A 17,692-nucleotide genomic window follows, 5' to 3' on the forward strand; every position below is an offset into this window, starting at 1 on the left:
TAGTGTCCGTTTTATCGGGTTGCGTAGAGCACCAGCGTAAAGCTGTTGAACAATGCGTGCGTGAAGAACGTGGCTTTGAAAGCGGGACCGGCGCGGCGCGCTTCGATAATAAACACGGCGGCAAGGATCGCAGCGGTGGCGACCATGCGCACGGCGCGCCAGTCCGTATGGCCGTGGGCCAATCCGAAGATCAGCGCCGACACGCAGCCTGCCACGAACCATGAGCGGCGCAGCGGGCCGCGCAACACGCCAATCAATGCCCACTGGAAAACCAGCGTTTCGAAGAACGGCGCGATGACCGCCACGCCCAGCACTTTGAGCCAATAAGGCCGTGCGGCGAACGGATCTGCGTCGGGAAGCGGATAGCCGAGCAGACCGCCCAAGCTTATCGAAATCAGGCTTTGCGCGGCGAGTATCGCCAGCGCACCCACGACGACGAGAACGGGCGTGGGTGCCGATAGGCATGTCGCCATTGCATTATCCGGTGCTCTCAGTCTCGTCATTAATTTCGTCATTTTTTTCGATTTTTGTTTTGAGCCATAAAGGTACCATCGGCGCAGCCTGACGATGAGAAAAAGGGGCACAAAATGGCGGCTACGATGAATCTGTCTGCGAATCAGCATAAGTCGTTGAAGATAGACGCCATCCGGTTTCTCGCGGCGTTCTGGGTGCTGATGTATCACTTCAAGCCACCCGCGTTCAAGGAACTGCTGCCTCACAAACTGGCCTTTCTGGGTGGCGCATTGTGGTCTGGATCGACCGCGTTGTTCGCGGGGCCCGCGGCTGTCATCGTGTTCTTCGTCATTTCCGGTTATTGCATCCACAACGCATATCAAAAGGATGTGACGCTCAAGCCGGTCAACTATTACGCCTCGCGATTCATCCGTATCGGCCTGCCGCTGCTCGTTCTGCTGTGCGTCGTGCAACCGTTGCCCACGGGACAGAATTATCTGGAGTCCGTGCTCTGGTCGTTGTACTGCGAGATGGTTTATTACGCGGTTTATCCGCTGCTGCGCGCGCGTTTTCGTTATCTCGGCGAGATGATCGTCGGCTGTGCGTTGACGGCGGCAGTGATGGTGGCCGTGGTACGGCTCTTCGGACATCCGGCCTGCCATGCCTGCGTCATCGAAACCTATCGCGTTCCCGGCACGGCGCTGCTGTACGCGGCCGGCTGGATTCTCGGCTGCCTGATTGCGGAGAGGCAGCGCAATGCGGCGCGCTTTCAGGTGCGCGATGCCTATTCGCCGCTCACCATGCTGTTCAAGCGTGTCCTCGACAACAGCACGCGTGTGCTGGCCCGGCATCTGGTCGCGCTGCGTATTGCCGTGGTGTCGGCTGGCGCGCTCGTCATGATTCTGTTGTCGGGTTCGAGTCTCAAGCCCGCTTTCGTTCCGCAGATCACGCCGGACATCACCTTGCCGCTGTTCCAGTTTCTCGCCGCCCTCTGGATCGCGACGGAAACGGCCACGCCGTCGCATTCGCGTGTGTGGACGAGACTGGCGGCCCTCGGCGCGTGGTCGTATAGCCTTTATCTCTGTCACAAGATGGCGCTGTCGATCCTGGAGATGACGAGTTTCGACAGCACGTCGCGCTTCGCCTGGTTCGTGCAAGTGGCGTTGGCGCTCGTCATCAGCTACGGCTTTTACCGGCTGGTGGAGCGTCCTTCGCATCTGATCTCGCAGCGGTTGCGCAAGTACACGCCCGATTCACCGGTCGCGCCCGCCGCCTGAAACAGCCGCGGCCGGCGCGCTCGATGCCGCGCTCTATGGCGTCCAGCGATACACCACGACGCTGGAGCCGTTGTAGTTGTCTTTCGTCACCACGTATTCGCCCGTGGACCGTTGATACGCCCGCAAGCCGTACATCGAATCGACGTCGTTGCCGACATCCACCGTGGCGGGGCTCGTGTTGGTCAGCGTGGTATCGAGTTGACCGGTGGTGAGATTGAAGGCGTCGATGTTGGGCACGGTATGCACGTAGCCGACGAACAGATAGTTGCCCGCCGCGGTGATCGACTTCGGATTGGCGCTGGTGAGGTTGATCACCGGATTGGGATTGGTCGTGTTGCCCGCGCTCCAGCCGTGATAAACCTCGATGCGCGATTGCATGGCGGTCCAGTCGGCGCTGCCCGCGATGCCTTGCGCGAGGATCATGGTGTCGCTTTCCGGCAGATACACGATCCGCGTCAACGGCCGGATGCTCAGCGGAATGGAGATCGCGATACCCGGACCCCACGTCGGCTTGCCATAACCGTCGAAGCCGGTGAGCGGATAGTGGTAGATGTGGTTGGTTCGATCGAGACCCGCCCACACGTCGCCCTTGCTGTCGATGCAGAATCCGCCGGTGACGGAGCGCGTCGTTCCGAACGCCGTACCCGGCAGCGCCGCGTCGGGAATGGCAATGTAGCCGTTGGCCGCATTGAAATGATAGAAGTAGAAGATCGCGGGATTCTGTCCCGATGCCACGAGAATGCGATTGCCGCCCACGTTCACGAGTTGCCCGAAGTGTTCGTCGCGCTGGGTGTCGTTCACGTTCAGGCGCGGGTCGTTCGGGTAGTCGAACGGATTCACCGTATTGGCGACGAAGCTGCCGCCCGCCGTGCCGGTGTAGATGTTGGTGCCGCTGTAGAAGTACGCGGCGTCGGTGGCGGGGTCCGGCGCGGCGACGGCTTCGAAATTGAGCGACTGGAGCTTCCAGCGCAAGTTGCCGGCGTTGTCGTAGGCGTGAATGTCGGTGCCGCCGTTGCGGCCCAGATCCCAGCCGCCGCCCCACGGATTGTTGAGCACGTACAGATTGCCGGCGCTGTCCTTGCCGATACCCACTACGCGCGTAAAGCGTTTGTCGCCGACCTGACCTTTGATGCCGGTGGTGGTGTCGAGATAGCCGCCCTGAATGCCGAACGTGCCGACCTGCGTCGGCGTACCCGAAACGTTGTAGAGCTTGATGTTCATGTCAGGCCCCTGATCGCCGACCATCAACTGTCCCGACGCCGCGTCGAAATACAGCGCGGACGGCCGCGAAGCCGCCGGCATCTGGATCGTGCTCAAGGGCGCGCCGGCCGGGCTGAAGCCGGTCACGGTCGCGTTGTTTTGCTGCGCGACCCACAGATTGCCCGCGCTATCCACGGCGAGCGCGCCGGGACTCGCTATGCCGATGTCGCGTTGCCAGACGCCGTCGGTGGTGAAGACGCGGACGCGGTTGCCGAAGAAGTCGCTGGCGTAGAGCAGCGAGCCTGCGGTGGCGAGTCCGGTGATGACGTCGCCGCGCGACACGGCGTTCCATGTGCTGACGGGAATCACGAGATCGCGCGTTTGGGTGGCGCGGTTGTAGCGTCCCACCGCGCCCGTGCCGGCCGGATTGCCGTATTGAAGCGCGGTGAAGATCGAGGTGGCATTGCCGGTAATCGCGCCGCCCTGGAATTCGCTGTTGATCCCGATCGAGCCAATGCTATTGCCGTTCTGGTAAATCGCGACGCCGCCCTCGTTTTCATCCCATAAGGAGGCCGTATAAATCACGCCTTCGGGCGCGACCCACATCGAGCGCGCCGCGTTGCCGACGTGCGCGGCAAGCGTGCCGAATGTATTCGCGAGCCAGTCCGTCGTGTATTGCGCGTGACAAACGGGTGTCAGCGTCGCAAGGGCTGCGCCTAGCAATGCAGCGTGGATTCGTTTCTTGCCAATCAATGTTGCTCTCCGCGCGAATTGCCCGTTGGTGCATTTATCCTAGCGGATAAGAAATGCGTCTCAACGCATTTTGCGAAGTAAAAAAATTCATTGATGCGCGACGAATGAAAAGCGCCGCGCGATCACCTTTCTGGGGCGTTTTTTCAACGAACCAGCGTGATCGTGCGGCGCAGTACTGGTGCAAAAAATTACGTCATGCGGCGAAGTCGGTCGATGCCGAAAGCGTCTGCCACGTTTGCGTTTCCTGCGTGACGAAGGCGTTTTTCTCCGCGATCGCCTTCAGCGTGTCGCTGCCCAGCGGCAGACGCAACGGCGGCGTGGGGGCGTCGATCAACTGGACCATGGCGGAGGCGAGTTTCTCGGGATCGCCCGGCTGGTTGTGATTCATGTCGACCGCGCGACGGCGAACGTTGCCTGAGGTGTCGTCGTAATCGGCAATGATGTCTTTGGCAATCGCAAGCGACGACGCGTCCAGAAAGTCCGTACGGAAATAGCCGGGTTCGACCACCGTTGCATGAATGCCGAGCGGCTTGAGTTCGGCGTGCAGCGCTTCGGTCAGACCTTCCACGGCGAACTTCGTCGAGCAATATGCGCCGAATCCCGCCGCCGACCGATAACCGCCCACCGACGACATATTGACGACATGCCCGGCCCGTTGCGCACGCATGACCGGCAACACGGCGCGCGTGATGTTGAGCAGGCCGAACACGTTGGTGTCGTACATGCGGCGCACGTCGGCATCGGTGGATTCTTCCACTGCGCCGAGCAGACCGAATCCCGCGTTGTTGATCAGCACGTCGATCCGGCCGAATTTGTCGACCGCGGCCTGCACGGCGGCCTTCGCCTGACTTTCATTGGTCACGTCCAGCGCAACCGGCAGCAGCGCCGGCGAATCGCCGAGACGTTCGCGGATCGCGTCGGCGTTGCGGCCCGCGGCGACCACCGCATTGCCGTCCGCGAGCGCCGCCTGCGCGATCAAGGCGCCGAGTCCGCGCGATGCGCCGGTGATGAACCAGACGCGCTTGAAACCGTTGCTTTGGATGTCGCTCATGATGTGCTCCTACGTTTCGGTTGGGATGAGCGAATAGTAGGCGTGGCGATTCGCACAAACTAGGCGTGGATTGCTAGACTGATAATCAATATTTATTTGCTAATTACCGCCAGTGTCTGCCAGTCTTTGCCAACCCGAACGGCCCAACGGACCATGAACGAAGTTCGCGCGATCACCATTTTTGTCCGGGCCGCCGCGCTCGGCAGTTTGCGCAAGGCGGCTGTCGATCAGGGCATCTCGCCTCAGGCCGCAAGCCATGCGGTGATGCAGCTGGAAAAGGAATTAGGCGTGCGGCTGTTTCACCGCACCACCCGCAAATTGACGCTGACCGAAGAGGGGCAGGGCCTGTTGAATAGCGTCACGCCGGCGCTGGCGATTCTCGCCTCGGCGCTGGACGATGCGCGTCGTTCAAAAGAGGAAATTGCGGGGCCGCTGAGGGTGAACGCACCGAAAGCGTTTTCACGCACGGTGCTGTGGCCGGCCTGCATGGAGTTCGCGGAACTGCATCCGAATGTCCAGCTGGACGTGCAGTTCGACGACCACTTCACCGATCTCGTGAACGATCGCGCGGACGTGGGTTTTCGCGGCGGCTCGCCGCCCTCGGGCGGAACGATTGCCCGCAAGCTGCTGCCGATCCAGCTGATCGTGTGCGCGTCGCCCGCCTATCTGCAGCGGCACGGCACGCCACGGAGCATCGAGGAACTCGACCGGCATCGTTGCACGGCGTATCGCCGCGCCAATACCGGCAAGCAGGCGCCGTGGGAATTTCTGATCGGCGATGAAATCGTCTATCGCGACATTGCGGCGAGCTTATGCACCAACGACACCGATGCCGAAACCGACGCCGTGCTCGCGGGGCTCGGCATCGGTCAACTCGGCAGCTTTTCGGCCACGCCGCATCTGCGAAGCGGCCGGCTCGTCCCGCTGCTCACGCAGCATGTCACGCAACGCGAGGCGATCTACGTCTACTATCGCCACCGCACCGAGCAACCGCTGCGCGTGCGCACGTTCATCGACTTCATGGTGGCGCGTCTGGCCGGCAATCCGCAGTTCTGCTTCGAGCCGGCCGAGCTTCACGCCTTGCGCTGAACGCGCGATCAGTCGTAGTGACGATGCTTGTGATGACGTTTGTTCGAACGATAGCCGCGGGCGTAGTCGTCCGAATAGGAGTTGGAGCGCGACACGTTGCCGCCGAGCGCGGAACCCGCACCGCCGCCCAGCGCTGCGCCGATCAATCCGCCGGAGCGGCCGCCCATCGCGTTGCCGGCGGCCGTGCCCGCGCCGCCGCCGAGTGCGCCGCCGATAATCGCGCCCGAGCGCTCGCGCCGGTTCGAGGTGACCGCGCCGCCCGCGCCGCCGCCCACCGCACCGCCGATCACGGCGCCGGTGCTTCCGCCCACCGCGCCGCCAAGCGCCGCGCCGGCGACACCGCCGAGCGCGCCGCCCAGCATGTTGTTCATATCGCCGGCCACGGCCGGCAGCGAGACCGCAGCGGCGAGCGCTGCAATGGCAACCATCTGGACGATTTTCTTCGACATAGGAAAGGTCTTTCGTTTTTGAGACGGTGCTGAGTATAGCTGTCTGACGAAAGGCGTTTGTAAAACGAAGGCGGGGCGTCTGTAAGACGTGTAACAAAAAGACGGGGTGAGCAAAGTGTTGGCCGGCGGCCCTTGCGCGACATGAAGGTTGTCTACAATGGCCTTTCCAACTGGCTTCACCGGAGTTCCTGATGGCGCATCACCACGAGCACGAAGGCAGCCACGCCGCGCACGATCACGCCAGCCGCGCGCATGACCATGGCGCCCATGCTCATGCCGGCCACGCGCACGGCGATCACGCCGGACACGCCGGACATAGTCACGCGGGGCATAGTCACGCGGGTCATAACCATCTGCATGGCGTGACCGATCAGCGCCGCATCGGCTGGGCCTTCGTCATCATCGCGCTGTTCATGTTCGTAGAAGTGGTCGGCGGGGTGGTGTCGGGTTCGCTTGCGCTGCTCGCCGATGCCGGCCATATGGTGAGCGACGCCGCCGCGCTCGGTTTCAGCTGGCTCGCCATTCACTACGGCCGGCGCCCCGCCACCGCGCAATTGTCGTTCGGCTACAAGCGGCTGGAGGTGCTGGCCGCGTTCGTCAACGGCTGCGCGTTGTTCGTGATTGCCGCGTGGATCGTGTTCGAAGCCATTCAGCGCTTCGCCGCGCCGGTGCCCGTGGTGGGCCGCACGATGCTCGTCATCGCGTTCATTGGCCTTGCCGCGAATATCGCGGCGTTTCTCGTGCTGCACGGCGGTAATCGCGAAAACCTGAATCTGCGCGGCGCCTGGTTGCACGTACTCGGCGACATGCTGGGCTCGGTCGCGGCCATCGTCGCGGCCGGCGTCATTTTGCTCACCAACTGGACGCCGATCGACCCGTTGCTGTCGATATTCGTCGCCGTGATCATCCTCAAGAGCGCGTGGGGCATCGTCAAATCGTCCGCGCACATTCTGCTGGAGGGCACGCCCGAGGGCATGAACCTCGCGGAGATCAAGGCCGATCTGGAGCAGAACGTGGTGGGCGTGCGCGATGCTCATCATATTCACGCGTGGTCCATCACGGGCGAGCGGCATCTGTTGACGCTGCACGTTCATCCGACGAGCGGCGCCGTGCCGCGCGACGTGGTGTGCGCGGTTCAGGTCCGGCTCGCGGAACGCTTCAGCATCGAACACGTCACGGTGCAGATCGAAGAGGCCGACTGCATCGACTTGCGCACGGAAGGCGCGGTCGCCGCCGATTCGAAAGATTGCTGCTAGGCCGCGGCCTGGCCACGGCGCGTTCCGCTTTCGAATCGCCAGATGCTGCCCGTATCGCTGCATGACTATACTGAGGCACCTGGAGGATTCAATGGCCGATCAAGACAAGCTGCATCCGCTGCGTCCTTTCCTGAAGAACTGGGTGTGGGAGCATGGCCGCGTCGGCACGCGTTATCTGGACTGCACCGACGGCCAGATCAAGTTCGACGAAGGTAAGAAATCGCACTTCGCGGCGGAGAAATATTTCTACGTGCCGCTCACTAAAGACATGCCCGACGACACTTCCGCCGACGCACCGTCGATCCAGGAAGCGGGACTCGCGCGCTTTCTGCGCGCGGCTCAACTGGGCAAGCCCGAAGAAGCGGGTTCTGCCGCCGAGGTTCAGCGCGCGGCGCACGATTGCCTGGAACTCGGCCTCTTCAGCGCCTACCAGGCCGAGGCGCGCGCCGGCCTGGAGCGTTACGCCCAGGAGGCGATGTTCGACGACGAGATTCGCGCGGCGGTGATCGAGGACATCCGCCGCGTGTACGTCGGCATGCGCGAACAACTGGCGCTCTACGATTTCAGCGTGCTGTACGGCTTGCCCGCGCCCTTGCTGATCAGCGATGCGCCGTTTATTGACTGGCGCGTGCGGGCAAATCCCGCGCTGCCCTTTGTCTCGCTTCCGCTCGGACCGTATTGCCTGCTGATCGGCGCGGCATCCGGCAGAAAAAGCCGTGCGGCACCGGTGGTATGGAAAGCCGCCGCGGCCATGGGCCCGTTGAAGGACCACAACCGGCTGATCGCGCAGCACGCGCGCTTGTGGCTGGTCGCGACCACGGACGATCAACTCGCCGCCGTGCAAGGCCGCTTTGCCCCGCAGACCGACGCCGCGCAGGACGCTGCCGCGTCAGACCCGAAGGCCGAGTAAGGCCGCAAGCCCGGCGACATCCGTGACGATGCGCGCCGTTGCCGGGAACTGCCCGGTGACGAGCTCCCCGTTAGGCCAGGCCAGCACGCGCATGCCCGCCGCAATGCCGGCCTGCGCGCCGGTCGGGCTGTCTTCCACGACGACCGCATGGCGTGGCGCCACGCCGAGCAGCGAAGCCGCGAGCAGGTAAGGTTCCGGATCGGGTTTCGCGCGGTGCACGTCGTTTGCGCTGACCGTGACGCGGACGCAATCCAGCAGGCCGAGCGCGTTCAGTCCGGCGTCGAGAATCGTGCGTCCCGCATTCGACACGACCGCCTGCGCGATGCCCGCCGACGCCGCCGCGCGACACACCTCGACCGCGCCGCTGCGCGCTTTCAACGAACCCACCGACGCCATGTAGTGCGCGGCGCGAAAGCGCGCCCATTCCTCGTAATCGAAATCGCGGTGGAAATATTCGCAACAATAGCGATGGACATCGCGTCCTGATCTGCCGACGGTGGCGGCGTGCAGATCGTCGTGCGCCTCGATGCCGTGCTCCTGCAATACCGCGCGCAAGGTGCCGAAGTGCAAGGCTTCGCTGTCGGCGAGCGTGCCGTCCATGTCCCACAGGATGGCTTCGATGGACGGCGGCGAAATGGCATGCATGATGGCGCCTGTACAAAATGTCTAATGTTGTATTATATGTCAATGCAACGCGCGGTTAACGCGGCTTCCTTGCCGGCACACAAACATCTTGAACATCATGAACGACACTTCCATTTTCGAGCGGCTGGGCGATCTGCTCAGCGCGTCGGGCGCAAAATTCCGTCTGATGGAGCACGTCGCCGAGGGCAAATCGGACCATATTGCGGCCATTCGCGGCACGAGTCGCGGGCAGGGCGCGAAGGCCATGCTGTGCGCGTTCAAAGATAGCGAAGACGAGTTCGTGCTGGCCGTGATTCCGGGCGATCGTAAAGTCGATTTCCGGAAGATCGCCGCAGCCGCCGGCCGCAAGAAAGCGACGCTCGCGCCCGCCGAACTTGCCGTGCGTATCACCGGCTGCGTCGTGGGCGCAATTCCGCCGTTCTCGTTCAGCGAGCACGTGCGGCTTATCGTCGATCCCGCGCTGATTCAGAACAATCGCGAGATCGCGTTCAACGCCGGACGCCTCGATCGTTCCATCGTGATGGACGCAGCGGATTACGTGCGCGTGTCTCATTGCCGGCTCGTCGATATCACGCGGTCTGACCTCGCAAGCGAAGAAACTGCGTAGACGTATTGCCTCGAACCTTCATCGGACCCGTCTGTCATGACCACACGCAGCACTCGACCCCGCGCAAAAGCCGTTACGACGCGCACCGCGAGACACGCGGCCAAGCCCAAGCCCAATCCCGAGCAGCAGGCGCTGCTCGATCAGGTCGGCCAGATCGCGGCAGGTCTCGCCCAGACGTTTGCGCCATTCTGCGAGGTCGTGGTTCACGATCTGCTCGACCCGAAGCACGCGGTGCTGGCCATCCACAACAATCTGTCGGGACGGGAAGCGGGGCATCCGGCCACGGAACTGGGTCTCGCGCGCATCGCCGACCCCGACTATCCGCAAGTGATCGCGAACTACGGCAACCAGTTCGCCGACGGCCGTCCCGCCAAAAGCACGTCGATCGGCATCAAGGACTCGTCCGGCCAATACATTGCGGCGCTCTGCATGAACATTGACCTGACGCTGTTTCGCGGCTTGCAGAGTGCCGTCGGACAATTCGTCCAGATCGACGCGGACGCGGCGATGAAAGAGTCGCTCGATCCCGCGGGCGCCGATCTGATCCGTCAGCGCATCGACGAGTTCGCGGCGCGGCGGGCCACCACGCCGCGTGCATTGAAAACGGAAGACCGTCGCGCCTTGCTACGCGAATTGAAGGAGTCCGGCATCATGGAAATTCGACGCGCGATGGAAACCGCCGCACACTATCTCGGCGTGTCGCGCGCAACGGTGTACAGCGATGCCCGATAACGCCCGCCTTCTCCTGCTCGACCGGGATCAGGTCGAACGTCTGATGCAACCCGCCGACGTGCTGGAAGCAGTGAAGCAGGCTTTCACGCTGCACAGCGACCGCGAGGGACGTGTCTTTCCGGTGGTGCGCGAACGGCTCTCCACGGGCGGTGTGTTCGGCATCAAATCCGGCGACGTGCAATCGCAAGGACTGCTCGGTTTCAAGGCCGCGGGCTTCTGGCCGGCCAACCGTCAGGTCGGCGGCGAACCGCATCAGGCCACCGTCATGCTGATGGATCCGGCAAATGGCCGGCCTGTGTGCATGATCGACGGCAATGCCATCACCACCATGCGGACCGGCGCGGCCGGCGCGTGGGGCGTGAAATGGCTGGCGCGCGCCGACAGCACGCGCGTTTGCGTATTCGGCACGGGCGTGCAGGCGGCCGTCCAGTTGCGCTTTGCACTGGACCAGTTGCCGTCGCTCGACGAAGTTCGCTACGTCACGCACGGCGGCAAACCCAATGCGCAGTTCGAAGCGGCTTTCGCGCAGCGCTGCAGGATCGAGCATGCCACCGATGCCAACGACGCCGTGGCGCGCGCTGACCTCGTCATCACGGCGACGCCCGGCGCGGGTGCGCTATTCGATCTTGACGCGTTGCAGCCCGGCACGCATCTGAACTGCGTCGGCGCCGATACGAAAGGCAAGCGCGAGTTGCCCGAAGGCACACTGGCGCGCGTCAAACTCGTGGTGGACGACCGCGAGCAGGCGAGGCAGATCGGCGAAACGCAGTGGGCCGCGTCCACGCCATGTACGGAACTCGGCGACCTGATCACCGGCAAGGAAACGTTCGAGCGGCAGGCGTCGGACATCACGTTGTTCGACATGACGGGACTGGCGCTGCAGGACCTGACCGTCGCGCGTCTGCTTTACGAACGCGCTGTCGCGCAAGGTGTGGGTTCCAGTATCGCGTGGCCCTGGTAAGGCGGCCTCAGGTTGCGGCGCGGCTACTCTGCGCGGACGCTTCCGCCGCCAGATAGCGCCCCGGCGTCGTGCCCAGTGTGCGGCGGAACATGTCGATGAATGCGCTCACGTTTTCATAGCCGAGTTCGAGCGAGATCGTCGTGACGGGCACGCCGTCCGCGATCAGTTCGAGCGCGCGAAGCAGGCGCGCCTGCTGGCGCCATTGCGCGAACGTCATGCCCGTCTCCGTGACGAAACGGCGGCTCAGTGTGCGCGGCGCGAGCCCGGCCCACGCTGCCCATTCTTCGAGCCGCCGCGTGTCCGACAGATTGCCGGCCAGCGCATCGGTGATGCGCGCGAGTCGCGGATCGTCCGGACTCGGCAGATTCAACGATTCCTCTCTCGAAGCCGCGAGTTCATCGACGATCACCTCGGCGATGCGCGCCTGCGTCGCATCGAGTTCGGCGCCGGGCCAACTCGCCGCGCGCCGTACCGCTTCCCGTAACAACGGCGTGGTCTTGATGGCGCGCGCCTTGCGCGGCAGCGCATCGCAGCGCGGCTCGGCAATGAACACGCTCCAGCCCGAAAACGGCCCATACGAACGCACCGAATGAACGCAGTGCGGCGGAATCCAGATGGCGTGCGTGGCGGGAACCACCCATTGCTGCTTGTCGAGGCCGACTGAAACGAGCCCGCTGAGCGCGCCCATGAGTTGACCGCGCGCATGACTATGCGAGGACGTCGTGCGCGCTTCGCTTTGCGTCAATTCGGCGGCGGCGAGAAACGGGCCGTCGGGCGAGGTCACGAGGTCGGGCCGGATCAGATGAGTGGTCATGGCGGCATTTCCGTATCGAATGACCTTTATACCGGAGACGGGTCGAAACCGCATCACTAGACTGGCTTCACTGACACCCGCCGGAGCGACGCACGATGCGAGCCGAACACATTCTTCCCAACCACGTCGATCAGGTCGACCTCAATGGCGCGACGGTCCGCAAAGGCACGGTCGCCGCTTTTCTTGCGAATGCGCGGGTGTGGAGCGACCGCGCGAGTTCTGCCGCGGCGCGCGCCGAAGCCGCCGCCGATATCGTTGCGGCGCTGCCGGCGTTGCGCGCCGTGGGCCTGTTCGACGTGCTGGAGATTCGCGACGCGCGTCTGCGCGAGTGGATCGAGACGCGTTGAACGTCGCGCCTTTCAGCACGCAGATCCGTATTCAAATTCAATTCGAGGAATCGTCATGAAAGCAGCTGTTGTCGAAGCGGCGGGGAAGCGTCCCGTCTACACCGAATTCGAGCGTCCCGCGCCGCTGGCGGGTCATCGTATCGTCGACGTCACCGCGTCGGCCTTGAGTCACGTGGCGCGTTCGAAGGCGTCGGGTTCGCATTATTCGTCCGCGAGCGCGTTTCCTTTTGTTGCCGGACTCGACGGCGTGGGGCGCGACGAAAACGGCCGACGCGTCTATTTTTTCTGGCCGCCATCGCCCTACGGCGCGTTGGCCGAACAATGCCGCGTGCCGGACGCGAACTGCGTCGCCCTGCCGGATTCCATCGACGACGTGAGCGCGGCGGCCATCGCGATTCCGGGCATGTCGTCGTGGGCGGCGCTGGTCGAGCGCGCGAAATTCGTTGCCGGTGAGACCGTGCTCATCAATGGCGCAACCGGCACATCGGGACGCCTCGCCGTGCAGATCGCGCGTCACCTCGGCGCGGGCAAAATCATCGTGACGGGGCGTGACGCGGCCGTGCTCGCTGAGCTCCAGCAGGCCGGCGCGGACGTCACCATTTCGCTGACGCAGAACGCCGACGCATTGAGCCGCGCATTCGAAGCGCAGTTCCGCGAAACCGTGGACGTGGTGCTGGATTACGTGTGGGGCGAAAGTGCGCGCGTCATGCTGATCGCCGCCGCGCGTACGCTCGACGAACACCAGCCGCTGCGTTTCGTGCAGATCGGCGCTATTGGCGGCGCGGAGTTGTCGTTGCCGGCCACGGTGTTGCGCGCCGCGCCGATCAGCATGCTAGGCAGCGGCATCGGCAGCATTCCCGCAGCGCAGATTCTCGAAGCCATGCAACGGGTATTAGCCGTGGCCGCGAGTGCAGGTTTCAGGATCGAGGCGCATGCTGTGCCGCTGGCGCAAATCGGCGAGCACTGGGACACTTTCAGCAGCAGGCAACGCACGGTGTTCGTGCCGCAGGGTGTCTGAGAATAGCGGCGCTTGAAGTCGACATTCGCGTCCAACCAAACGAGCCAGCGCGCTTCAGCCGGTCAGCCGGTCAGGCGGGCACAGCGACCGGCGCCGACTCGCCGCCCGAATCGAGCATGCGCACGGCAAAGCCGTAACAACGCTCGATCAGTTCCGGACACATCATCTCGCGCGGTGTACCTTGCGCGAGGATCGTGCCGTCCGCCAGCAGCGCCATCGTGTCTGCGTGACGTGCCGCCAGATTGGGATCGTGGACGATGGCAAGTACGCCGATGTTCCAGCGACGCGCCACGTCCCGCACGGCAGCGAGCAGGCCGTGCTGATGCGCGATATCGAGCGCGGCTGTGGGTTCGTCCAGCAGAAGATAGCGGGGCGTTGCCGTGTCGTGTTCCGACGATTGCGCGGTGGCCGGCCACAGCTGGGCCAGCACTCTCGCAAATTGCACGCGCGCCAGTTCGCCGCCCGAGAGCGTGGTGATGTCGCGCCCGGCCAGATTGCCGGCTTCGGCGAGCGTCAGCGCTTCTGCGACGATCTCCCGGTCGCGTCGCGAAGGCGAGCCGCCGCGCGCATGCGGGTAGCGTCCGAACAGCACGATTTCGTCGACGCTGAACGGAAACACCGGCTGGGACGATTGCGGCAACACGGCGCGCAGCAGAGCAAGACGTTGCGGCGCGATGTCGTGCAGCGACTCGCCGTTGAGCGTCAACTCGCCGGTCAGACGTAACGCGCGCGATGAACGAACGCCCGCACCTGCGCCTTCGAATTCGCCCGCCAGTGCCTTCAACAAGGTGCTTTTGCCGACGCCGTTGCGTCCCAATAGCGCGGTCAACGCGCCCGGTTCGACGGACAAGGACAGGTTGCGCAACACCGCGCTCTCGCCGCGCGTCACGCTCAGATTACTTGCGACCAGCATGTCAGGTCCGCTCCATCGAATTCATCTGCTGTGCCCCGATCACAGGCCGAGCTGGCTGCGGCTGCGCCACAGCAGCACCAGGAAGAACGGCGCGCCGAGCAGCGCCGTGAGAATGCCGAGCGGCACTTCGGCGGGCGCCGCCACGGTGCGTGCGGCGAGATCGGCGAGCACGGTCAGCGTGGCGCCGAGCAGCATCGCGCCCGGCATCACGACGCGTTGATCCGGTCCGCATGCGAGCCGCACGCAATGCGGCGCCACGAGTCCGATGAAGCCGATCACGCCGGTGCACGACACCAGCGCACCGACGCTCAGCGCCGAGGCGGCCAGCACGGTGCGCTTGACGCGCTGCGTGGCGACGCCCAGATGCTGCGCTTCCGTTTCGCCGAGTTGCAGCGCGTTGAGCGCGTGGCCGTTGCGCGCGATCAGCGCGACGCCCACCACCACGAACGGGATCACGGCGGCGAGCATCGACCACTGTGCGCCGCCGAGGCTGCCCAGGCTCCAGAAGGTGAGCGAGCGCAACTGGGTGTCGTCGGCGATATAGGTGAGCAGGCCGATCGCGGCGCCCACCAGGGCGTTGATCGCGATGCCGGCCAGCAGCAGAAGCGGCAGGGCGAGGCGTCCGCGCGCGGCGGCGAGGCGATACACCAGCGCCGCCACCGTCAATGCGCCGACGAACGCGGCCACGGGCAGCACATACACACCCATCCCAACGATGGATGCGCCCACCAGCGGACCGAGCACGATCAACGTGGATGCGCCCAACGCCGCGCCGCTCGAAATGCCGATCAACCCCGGATCGGCGAGCGGATTGCGGAACAGTGCCTGCAAGGCGCTGCCCGCCGCGCCAAAGCCCGCGCCCACCAGCAGCGCGAGCACGACGCGTGGCAAGCGGATATTGAACAGCACGGCCTGAGCCTGACCGATGGCCGGATGATCGACCGCGGCATGCGACGACGTAGTCAACGCGGACCAGACCGTCGAGGGCGTCATCGCGTACGCGCCGATGCAGATCGCGGCGAGCGTCGCGGCGCACAGGGCAATGGCGAGTCCGCCCAGCAACAGTGTCGCGCGACGGCGTCGCCGCTCGGACAGAGACGGGGACGCCGTGTGTGGGACCGGGTCCGTTGGCAGTCGGCGCTGCGCCGCGCTGGATGTGTTCATCGGATTCGCCGTCAACGTGGGTTCGTCAGGCCTGCGCGAGACGCTGGTTGAGCGCGACCACGGCGGCCGGCAGACGCGGGCCAAAGCCGAGCATGAACAGCGTGTCGAGCGACGCCACTTTTTTCGCGCGGCCCGCGGGTGTCGCGCTGAAGCCCGGTGTGGCGAGCAAGGCGTCGACGCCGCCGATGGCGCCGAGCGCTTCGTCGGTGGTGAGCACGATGTCAGGCGCGGCGCTGATGAGCGCCTCGGCGGACAACGGCCGGTAGCCGTTGAAGCCTTGCATGGCGTTGCGCACGCCGGCGTAGCTCAGCATGGCATCGGCCGCCGTTTTCTGACCGGCAACGAAGGCCTGCGTGCCGGAATTGTTGAGCACGAACAGCACGCGCGGCGCCGGCGCGCGTGTCGCAAGCGCCGAAGCCTTGACGGTTTGCGTGGCGCTTTTCCACTGCTCGTCGAAACGCGCCTGAAGCGCCTTGCCGGCGTCGTCGGAATCCAGCGTGTGGGCGATGCCGGAAATCTTGTCTCGCACCGAGTCCACGTCATGACGCTCCGCGAACGTCACCACGTCCACGCCGGCCTGCTTCACCTGAGTCAATACGTTCGGCGGTCCGGCTTCCGAAGACGCGAGAATCAGGTCGGGCCGCAGCGAGAGCAGTCCTTCGGCCGACAGCGAACGCTGATAGCCGACCTTCGGCAGCGCGCGCGCGGCAGCGGGAAACGTGCAGGTGGTGTCGGTGGCGACCAGCACGCCGCGCGCGTTCGATTGCGCGTCGAGTGCGTAGACGATTTCGCCCAATGCGCCGCCCACGACGATCACGCGACGCTGCCGCGCCTGAGCGCTCGCCGCCCACGGCAGGCCCGCGAGCAGCAGGGCGCCGCCGCCCAGCAGCAACGCGCGGCGCGGCCGGTTCACGCGCGTCGTGTTCATGCCGAAACCTCGTCGCGCAAGGGTTCGATTTCCGCGATCAGTTCGCGCCAGCCTTCCAGTTCCGGCGTGCCGGGTTTGCGCGTGCCGAACAGCATGGCGATGTTTTCGCCTTGCGCGTCGAACAGTTCGAGCGAGGTCACGATGCCGTCGGATGTCGGCTTGCGGACCACCCAGGCGCTCGCGAGCAGATCGGCGCGCAGATGCAGGTTGAAGCCGGGATCGAGCACGTTGAGCCACGGACCCATCACGCGGATCGTCTTCACCGGGCCGCCGTGAATCTGGATCATGCCGCGATTGCCGACGAACACCATGATCGGCACGGCCGTCTCCGAAGCGCGAATCAGCAGACTTTGCAAGGCATCGACGGAGACGGGCTGCGCATAGCGGCGCTCCGCGAGACGAAGCGCCTGCGTGCGGGCCAAACCGAATTTGCGCAGCACGCCGAAGAATTGGTGCGTGTCGGTCATCGCGTCCCACGCTGCCTGGAAGGCCGGCACGTCGACGTCGCTATCCGGCTTGACGACCGGCGGCGCGCTCGCCGCCGCGACTTCGAGACCCGGCGTCTGGTCGGCGTCGCGCCAGCGTTCCACGAATGCGTCGAAGGCTTCGTGATTGCTATGCTCGCGCAGAAAGACCTTGTGGACCGCGTGACCTTGCGCGTCGAAGAATTGCAGGCTTTTCTGTTCGCCTTGTGCCGTGGTCTCGCGCACCGCGAAGCCGGACGCCCACTGCTGGTAGAACACGCGCAGATCGATCGCGCTGCCCAGCACGAGGCCGACTTCACCGTTGTGGCTCATGTCCTGGTACTGCCCGTCTTTCTCGTGCACGGCGGCTTCGTTGCGCGTGAGCGCCATCACCGAACCGAGTTGCGGCACTTCTTCGAAGAGTTCGATGAAGCGCGACGTCAGACGCACGATGCGTTCGCCGACGAACGCGGCAAGCGCCTCGCCTTCGCTGATGCCGAGCGCGAGCGCGGCTTCGCGGTTACGCAGTTTCTTCTCCGTTTTGAGCGCGACGAAGTCGTGGCGCAGTTGTTGCAGCGAAGCCGCGTCGGGACGGGCGGGTGTCAGCATGGCAGATTCCTTGGGTTGAGGATGACGCAATGAAAAATGGGCGATGTGGCGA

At 64.5% G+C, this 17,692-nt stretch carries 20 protein-coding genes; 9 read left to right on the forward strand and 11 right to left on the reverse strand.

The annotated features are described in order from the left end of the window. Nucleotides 1–11: 11 nt before the first annotated feature. Nucleotides 12–623 (reverse strand): CPBP family glutamic-type intramembrane protease, encoded by a 612-nt coding sequence (locus P3T18_RS30445; protein WP_429303666.1) that lies wholly within the window; start codon nucleotides 621–623, stop codon nucleotides 12–14. A 6-nt stretch (nucleotides 624–629) separates the two neighbouring features. Between P3T18_RS30445 and P3T18_RS30450 the strand changes: the two genes are divergently transcribed. Then, on the forward strand, nucleotides 630–1,730 hold the full coding sequence (locus P3T18_RS30450) for an acyltransferase family protein (protein ID WP_429303667.1): 1,101 nt from the start codon (nucleotides 630–632) through the stop codon (nucleotides 1,728–1,730). 33 nt (nucleotides 1,731–1,763) lie between these two features. On the opposite strand, the gene P3T18_RS30455 is transcribed toward P3T18_RS30450, so the two are convergent. Together P3T18_RS30455 and P3T18_RS30460 are read right to left on the reverse strand one after the other, a co-directional pair. Further along, entirely contained in the window at nucleotides 1,764–3,680 is a 1,917-nt protein-coding gene (locus P3T18_RS30455) for an SMP-30/gluconolactonase/LRE family protein (protein ID WP_429303763.1), read from the reverse strand. Between the two features lie 196 nt (nucleotides 3,681–3,876). Next, nucleotides 3,877–4,734 carry an oxidoreductase gene (locus P3T18_RS30460; RefSeq protein WP_429303668.1) on the reverse strand — a complete coding sequence of 286 codons (858 nt, stop codon included), beginning with the start codon at nucleotides 4,732–4,734 and terminating at the stop codon, nucleotides 3,877–3,879. Nucleotides 4,735–4,887: 153 nt separating this feature from the next. On the opposite strand from P3T18_RS30460, the gene P3T18_RS30465 reads away from it, so the two are divergent. Further along, complete coding sequence (locus P3T18_RS30465) at nucleotides 4,888–5,823, forward strand: LysR family transcriptional regulator (protein WP_429303669.1); 936 nt, start codon at nucleotides 4,888–4,890, stop codon at nucleotides 5,821–5,823. Nucleotides 5,824–5,831: 8 nt separating this feature from the next. Here P3T18_RS30465 and P3T18_RS30470 read toward each other — a convergent pair whose 3' ends face one another. After that, complete coding sequence (locus tag P3T18_RS30470; RefSeq protein ID WP_429303670.1) at nucleotides 5,832–6,272, reverse strand: hypothetical protein; 441 nt, start codon at nucleotides 6,270–6,272, stop codon at nucleotides 5,832–5,834. Between the two features lie 176 nt (nucleotides 6,273–6,448). Beyond that, nucleotides 6,449–6,619, reverse strand: coding sequence for a hypothetical protein (locus P3T18_RS30475; RefSeq protein WP_429303671.1), 171 nt, complete (start codon nucleotides 6,617–6,619; stop codon nucleotides 6,449–6,451). Nucleotides 6,620–6,634: 15 nt separating this feature from the next. Between P3T18_RS30475 and P3T18_RS30480 the strand changes: the two genes are divergently transcribed. Next, complete coding sequence (locus P3T18_RS30480; protein ID WP_429303672.1) at nucleotides 6,635–7,528, forward strand: cation diffusion facilitator family transporter; 894 nt, start codon at nucleotides 6,635–6,637, stop codon at nucleotides 7,526–7,528. A gap of 91 nt (nucleotides 7,529–7,619) precedes the next feature. Next, nucleotides 7,620–8,438, forward strand: coding sequence for a hypothetical protein (locus tag P3T18_RS30485; RefSeq protein ID WP_429303673.1), 819 nt, complete (start codon nucleotides 7,620–7,622; stop codon nucleotides 8,436–8,438). On the opposite strand, the gene P3T18_RS30490 is transcribed toward P3T18_RS30485, so the two are convergent. Further along, nucleotides 8,418–9,083 carry an HAD family hydrolase gene (locus tag P3T18_RS30490; protein ID WP_429303674.1) on the reverse strand — a complete coding sequence of 222 codons (666 nt, stop codon included), beginning with the start codon at nucleotides 9,081–9,083 and terminating at the stop codon, nucleotides 8,418–8,420. The genes P3T18_RS30485 and P3T18_RS30490 overlap by 21 nt on opposite strands. Before the next feature lie 97 nt (nucleotides 9,084–9,180). Between P3T18_RS30490 and P3T18_RS30495 the strand changes: the two genes are divergently transcribed. The 3 genes from P3T18_RS30495 to P3T18_RS30505 are packed head-to-tail and all read left to right on the forward strand — an operon-like array spanning nucleotide 9,181 to nucleotide 11,383. Continuing rightward, nucleotides 9,181–9,690 carry a YbaK/prolyl-tRNA synthetase associated domain-containing protein gene (locus tag P3T18_RS30495; RefSeq protein ID WP_429303675.1) on the forward strand — a complete coding sequence of 170 codons (510 nt, stop codon included), beginning with the start codon at nucleotides 9,181–9,183 and terminating at the stop codon, nucleotides 9,688–9,690. 36 nt (nucleotides 9,691–9,726) lie between these two features. Further along, nucleotides 9,727–10,422, forward strand: coding sequence for a helix-turn-helix transcriptional regulator (locus tag P3T18_RS30500; RefSeq protein ID WP_429303676.1), 696 nt, complete (start codon nucleotides 9,727–9,729; stop codon nucleotides 10,420–10,422). After that, complete coding sequence (locus P3T18_RS30505) at nucleotides 10,412–11,383, forward strand: ornithine cyclodeaminase family protein (protein WP_429303677.1); 972 nt, start codon at nucleotides 10,412–10,414, stop codon at nucleotides 11,381–11,383. The genes P3T18_RS30500 and P3T18_RS30505 overlap by 11 nt, the downstream gene beginning before the upstream one ends. Nucleotides 11,384–11,390: 7 nt before the next feature. Here the strand turns inward: P3T18_RS30505 and P3T18_RS30510 are convergent, their stop codons facing one another. Then, the gene (locus tag P3T18_RS30510; protein ID WP_429303678.1) at nucleotides 11,391–12,197 is read right to left on the reverse strand and encodes an AraC family transcriptional regulator; all 807 of its coding nucleotides are present in this window, start codon (nucleotides 12,195–12,197) and stop codon (nucleotides 11,391–11,393) included. Between the two features lie 95 nt (nucleotides 12,198–12,292). Between P3T18_RS30510 and P3T18_RS30515 the strand changes: the two genes are divergently transcribed. Both P3T18_RS30515 and P3T18_RS30520 read left to right on the forward strand, forming a co-directional pair. After that, nucleotides 12,293–12,544, forward strand: coding sequence for a hypothetical protein (locus tag P3T18_RS30515; RefSeq protein ID WP_429303679.1), 252 nt, complete (start codon nucleotides 12,293–12,295; stop codon nucleotides 12,542–12,544). A gap of 55 nt (nucleotides 12,545–12,599) precedes the next feature. Beyond that, nucleotides 12,600–13,562 (forward strand): quinone oxidoreductase family protein, encoded by a 963-nt coding sequence (locus P3T18_RS30520; RefSeq protein WP_429303680.1) that lies wholly within the window; start codon nucleotides 12,600–12,602, stop codon nucleotides 13,560–13,562. Between the two features lie 70 nt (nucleotides 13,563–13,632). Here P3T18_RS30520 and P3T18_RS30525 read toward each other — a convergent pair whose 3' ends face one another. The 4 genes from P3T18_RS30525 to P3T18_RS30540 are packed head-to-tail and all read right to left on the reverse strand — an operon-like array spanning nucleotide 13,633 to nucleotide 17,640. Beyond that, nucleotides 13,633–14,475, reverse strand: a complete 843-nt coding sequence (locus P3T18_RS30525; RefSeq protein ID WP_429303681.1) for a heme ABC transporter ATP-binding protein — start codon at nucleotides 14,473–14,475, stop codon at nucleotides 13,633–13,635. Nucleotides 14,476–14,514: 39 nt separating this feature from the next. Beyond that, a complete protein-coding gene (locus tag P3T18_RS30530; RefSeq protein ID WP_429303682.1) occupies nucleotides 14,515–15,639 on the reverse strand; it encodes a FecCD family ABC transporter permease in 1,125 nt (374 codons plus the stop codon). 25 nt (nucleotides 15,640–15,664) lie between these two features. Further along, nucleotides 15,665–16,567 (reverse strand): heme/hemin ABC transporter substrate-binding protein, encoded by a 903-nt coding sequence (locus tag P3T18_RS30535; protein WP_429303683.1) that lies wholly within the window; start codon nucleotides 16,565–16,567, stop codon nucleotides 15,665–15,667. After that, nucleotides 16,564–17,640 (reverse strand): hemin-degrading factor, encoded by a 1,077-nt coding sequence (locus tag P3T18_RS30540; protein WP_429303684.1) that lies wholly within the window; start codon nucleotides 17,638–17,640, stop codon nucleotides 16,564–16,566. Before P3T18_RS30540 ends, P3T18_RS30535 begins: the two co-directional genes overlap by 4 nt. Nucleotides 17,641–17,692: the final 52 nt, after the last annotated feature.

The organism is Paraburkholderia sp. GAS199 (assembly GCF_050436585.1).
GTDB lineage: Bacteria > Pseudomonadota > Gammaproteobacteria > Burkholderiales > Burkholderiaceae > Paraburkholderia.

What these genes read in the sequence shown, in the direction of transcription:
- P3T18_RS30530 (WP_429303682.1), bottom strand. Translation starts at nt 15,639, where the DNA reads ATGAACACATCCAGCGCGGCGCAGCGCCGACTGCCAACGGACCCGGTC.
- P3T18_RS30520 (WP_429303680.1), top strand. Translation starts at nt 12,600, where the DNA reads ATGAAAGCAGCTGTTGTCGAAGCGGCGGGGAAGCGTCCCGTCTACACC.
- P3T18_RS30515 (WP_429303679.1), top strand. Translation starts at nt 12,293, where the DNA reads ATGCGAGCCGAACACATTCTTCCCAACCACGTCGATCAGGTCGACCTC.
- P3T18_RS30525 (WP_429303681.1), bottom strand. Translation starts at nt 14,475, where the DNA reads ATGCTGGTCGCAAGTAATCTGAGCGTGACGCGCGGCGAGAGCGCGGTG.
- P3T18_RS30445 (WP_429303666.1), bottom strand. Translation starts at nt 623, where the DNA reads ATGCTGATTCGCAGACAGATTCATCGTAGCCGCCATTTTGTGCCCCTT.
- P3T18_RS30510 (WP_429303678.1), bottom strand. Translation starts at nt 12,197, where the DNA reads ATGACCACTCATCTGATCCGGCCCGACCTCGTGACCTCGCCCGACGGC.
- P3T18_RS30535 (WP_429303683.1), bottom strand. Translation starts at nt 16,567, where the DNA reads ATGAACACGACGCGCGTGAACCGGCCGCGCCGCGCGTTGCTGCTGGGC.
- P3T18_RS30500 (WP_429303676.1), top strand. Translation starts at nt 9,727, where the DNA reads ATGACCACACGCAGCACTCGACCCCGCGCAAAAGCCGTTACGACGCGC.
- P3T18_RS30495 (WP_429303675.1), top strand. Translation starts at nt 9,181, where the DNA reads ATGAACGACACTTCCATTTTCGAGCGGCTGGGCGATCTGCTCAGCGCG.
- P3T18_RS30470 (WP_429303670.1), bottom strand. Translation starts at nt 6,272, where the DNA reads ATGTCGAAGAAAATCGTCCAGATGGTTGCCATTGCAGCGCTCGCCGCT.
- P3T18_RS30460 (WP_429303668.1), bottom strand. Translation starts at nt 4,734, where the DNA reads ATGAGCGACATCCAAAGCAACGGTTTCAAGCGCGTCTGGTTCATCACC.
- P3T18_RS30475 (WP_429303671.1), bottom strand. Translation starts at nt 6,619, where the DNA reads ATGACCCGCGTGACTATGCCCCGCGTGACTATGTCCGGCGTGTCCGGC.
- P3T18_RS30485 (WP_429303673.1), top strand. Translation starts at nt 7,620, where the DNA reads ATGGCCGATCAAGACAAGCTGCATCCGCTGCGTCCTTTCCTGAAGAAC.
- P3T18_RS30490 (WP_429303674.1), bottom strand. Translation starts at nt 9,083, where the DNA reads ATGCATGCCATTTCGCCGCCGTCCATCGAAGCCATCCTGTGGGACATG.
- P3T18_RS30505 (WP_429303677.1), top strand. Translation starts at nt 10,412, where the DNA reads ATGCCCGATAACGCCCGCCTTCTCCTGCTCGACCGGGATCAGGTCGAA.
- P3T18_RS30465 (WP_429303669.1), top strand. Translation starts at nt 4,888, where the DNA reads ATGAACGAAGTTCGCGCGATCACCATTTTTGTCCGGGCCGCCGCGCTC.
- P3T18_RS30540 (WP_429303684.1), bottom strand. Translation starts at nt 17,640, where the DNA reads ATGCTGACACCCGCCCGTCCCGACGCGGCTTCGCTGCAACAACTGCGC.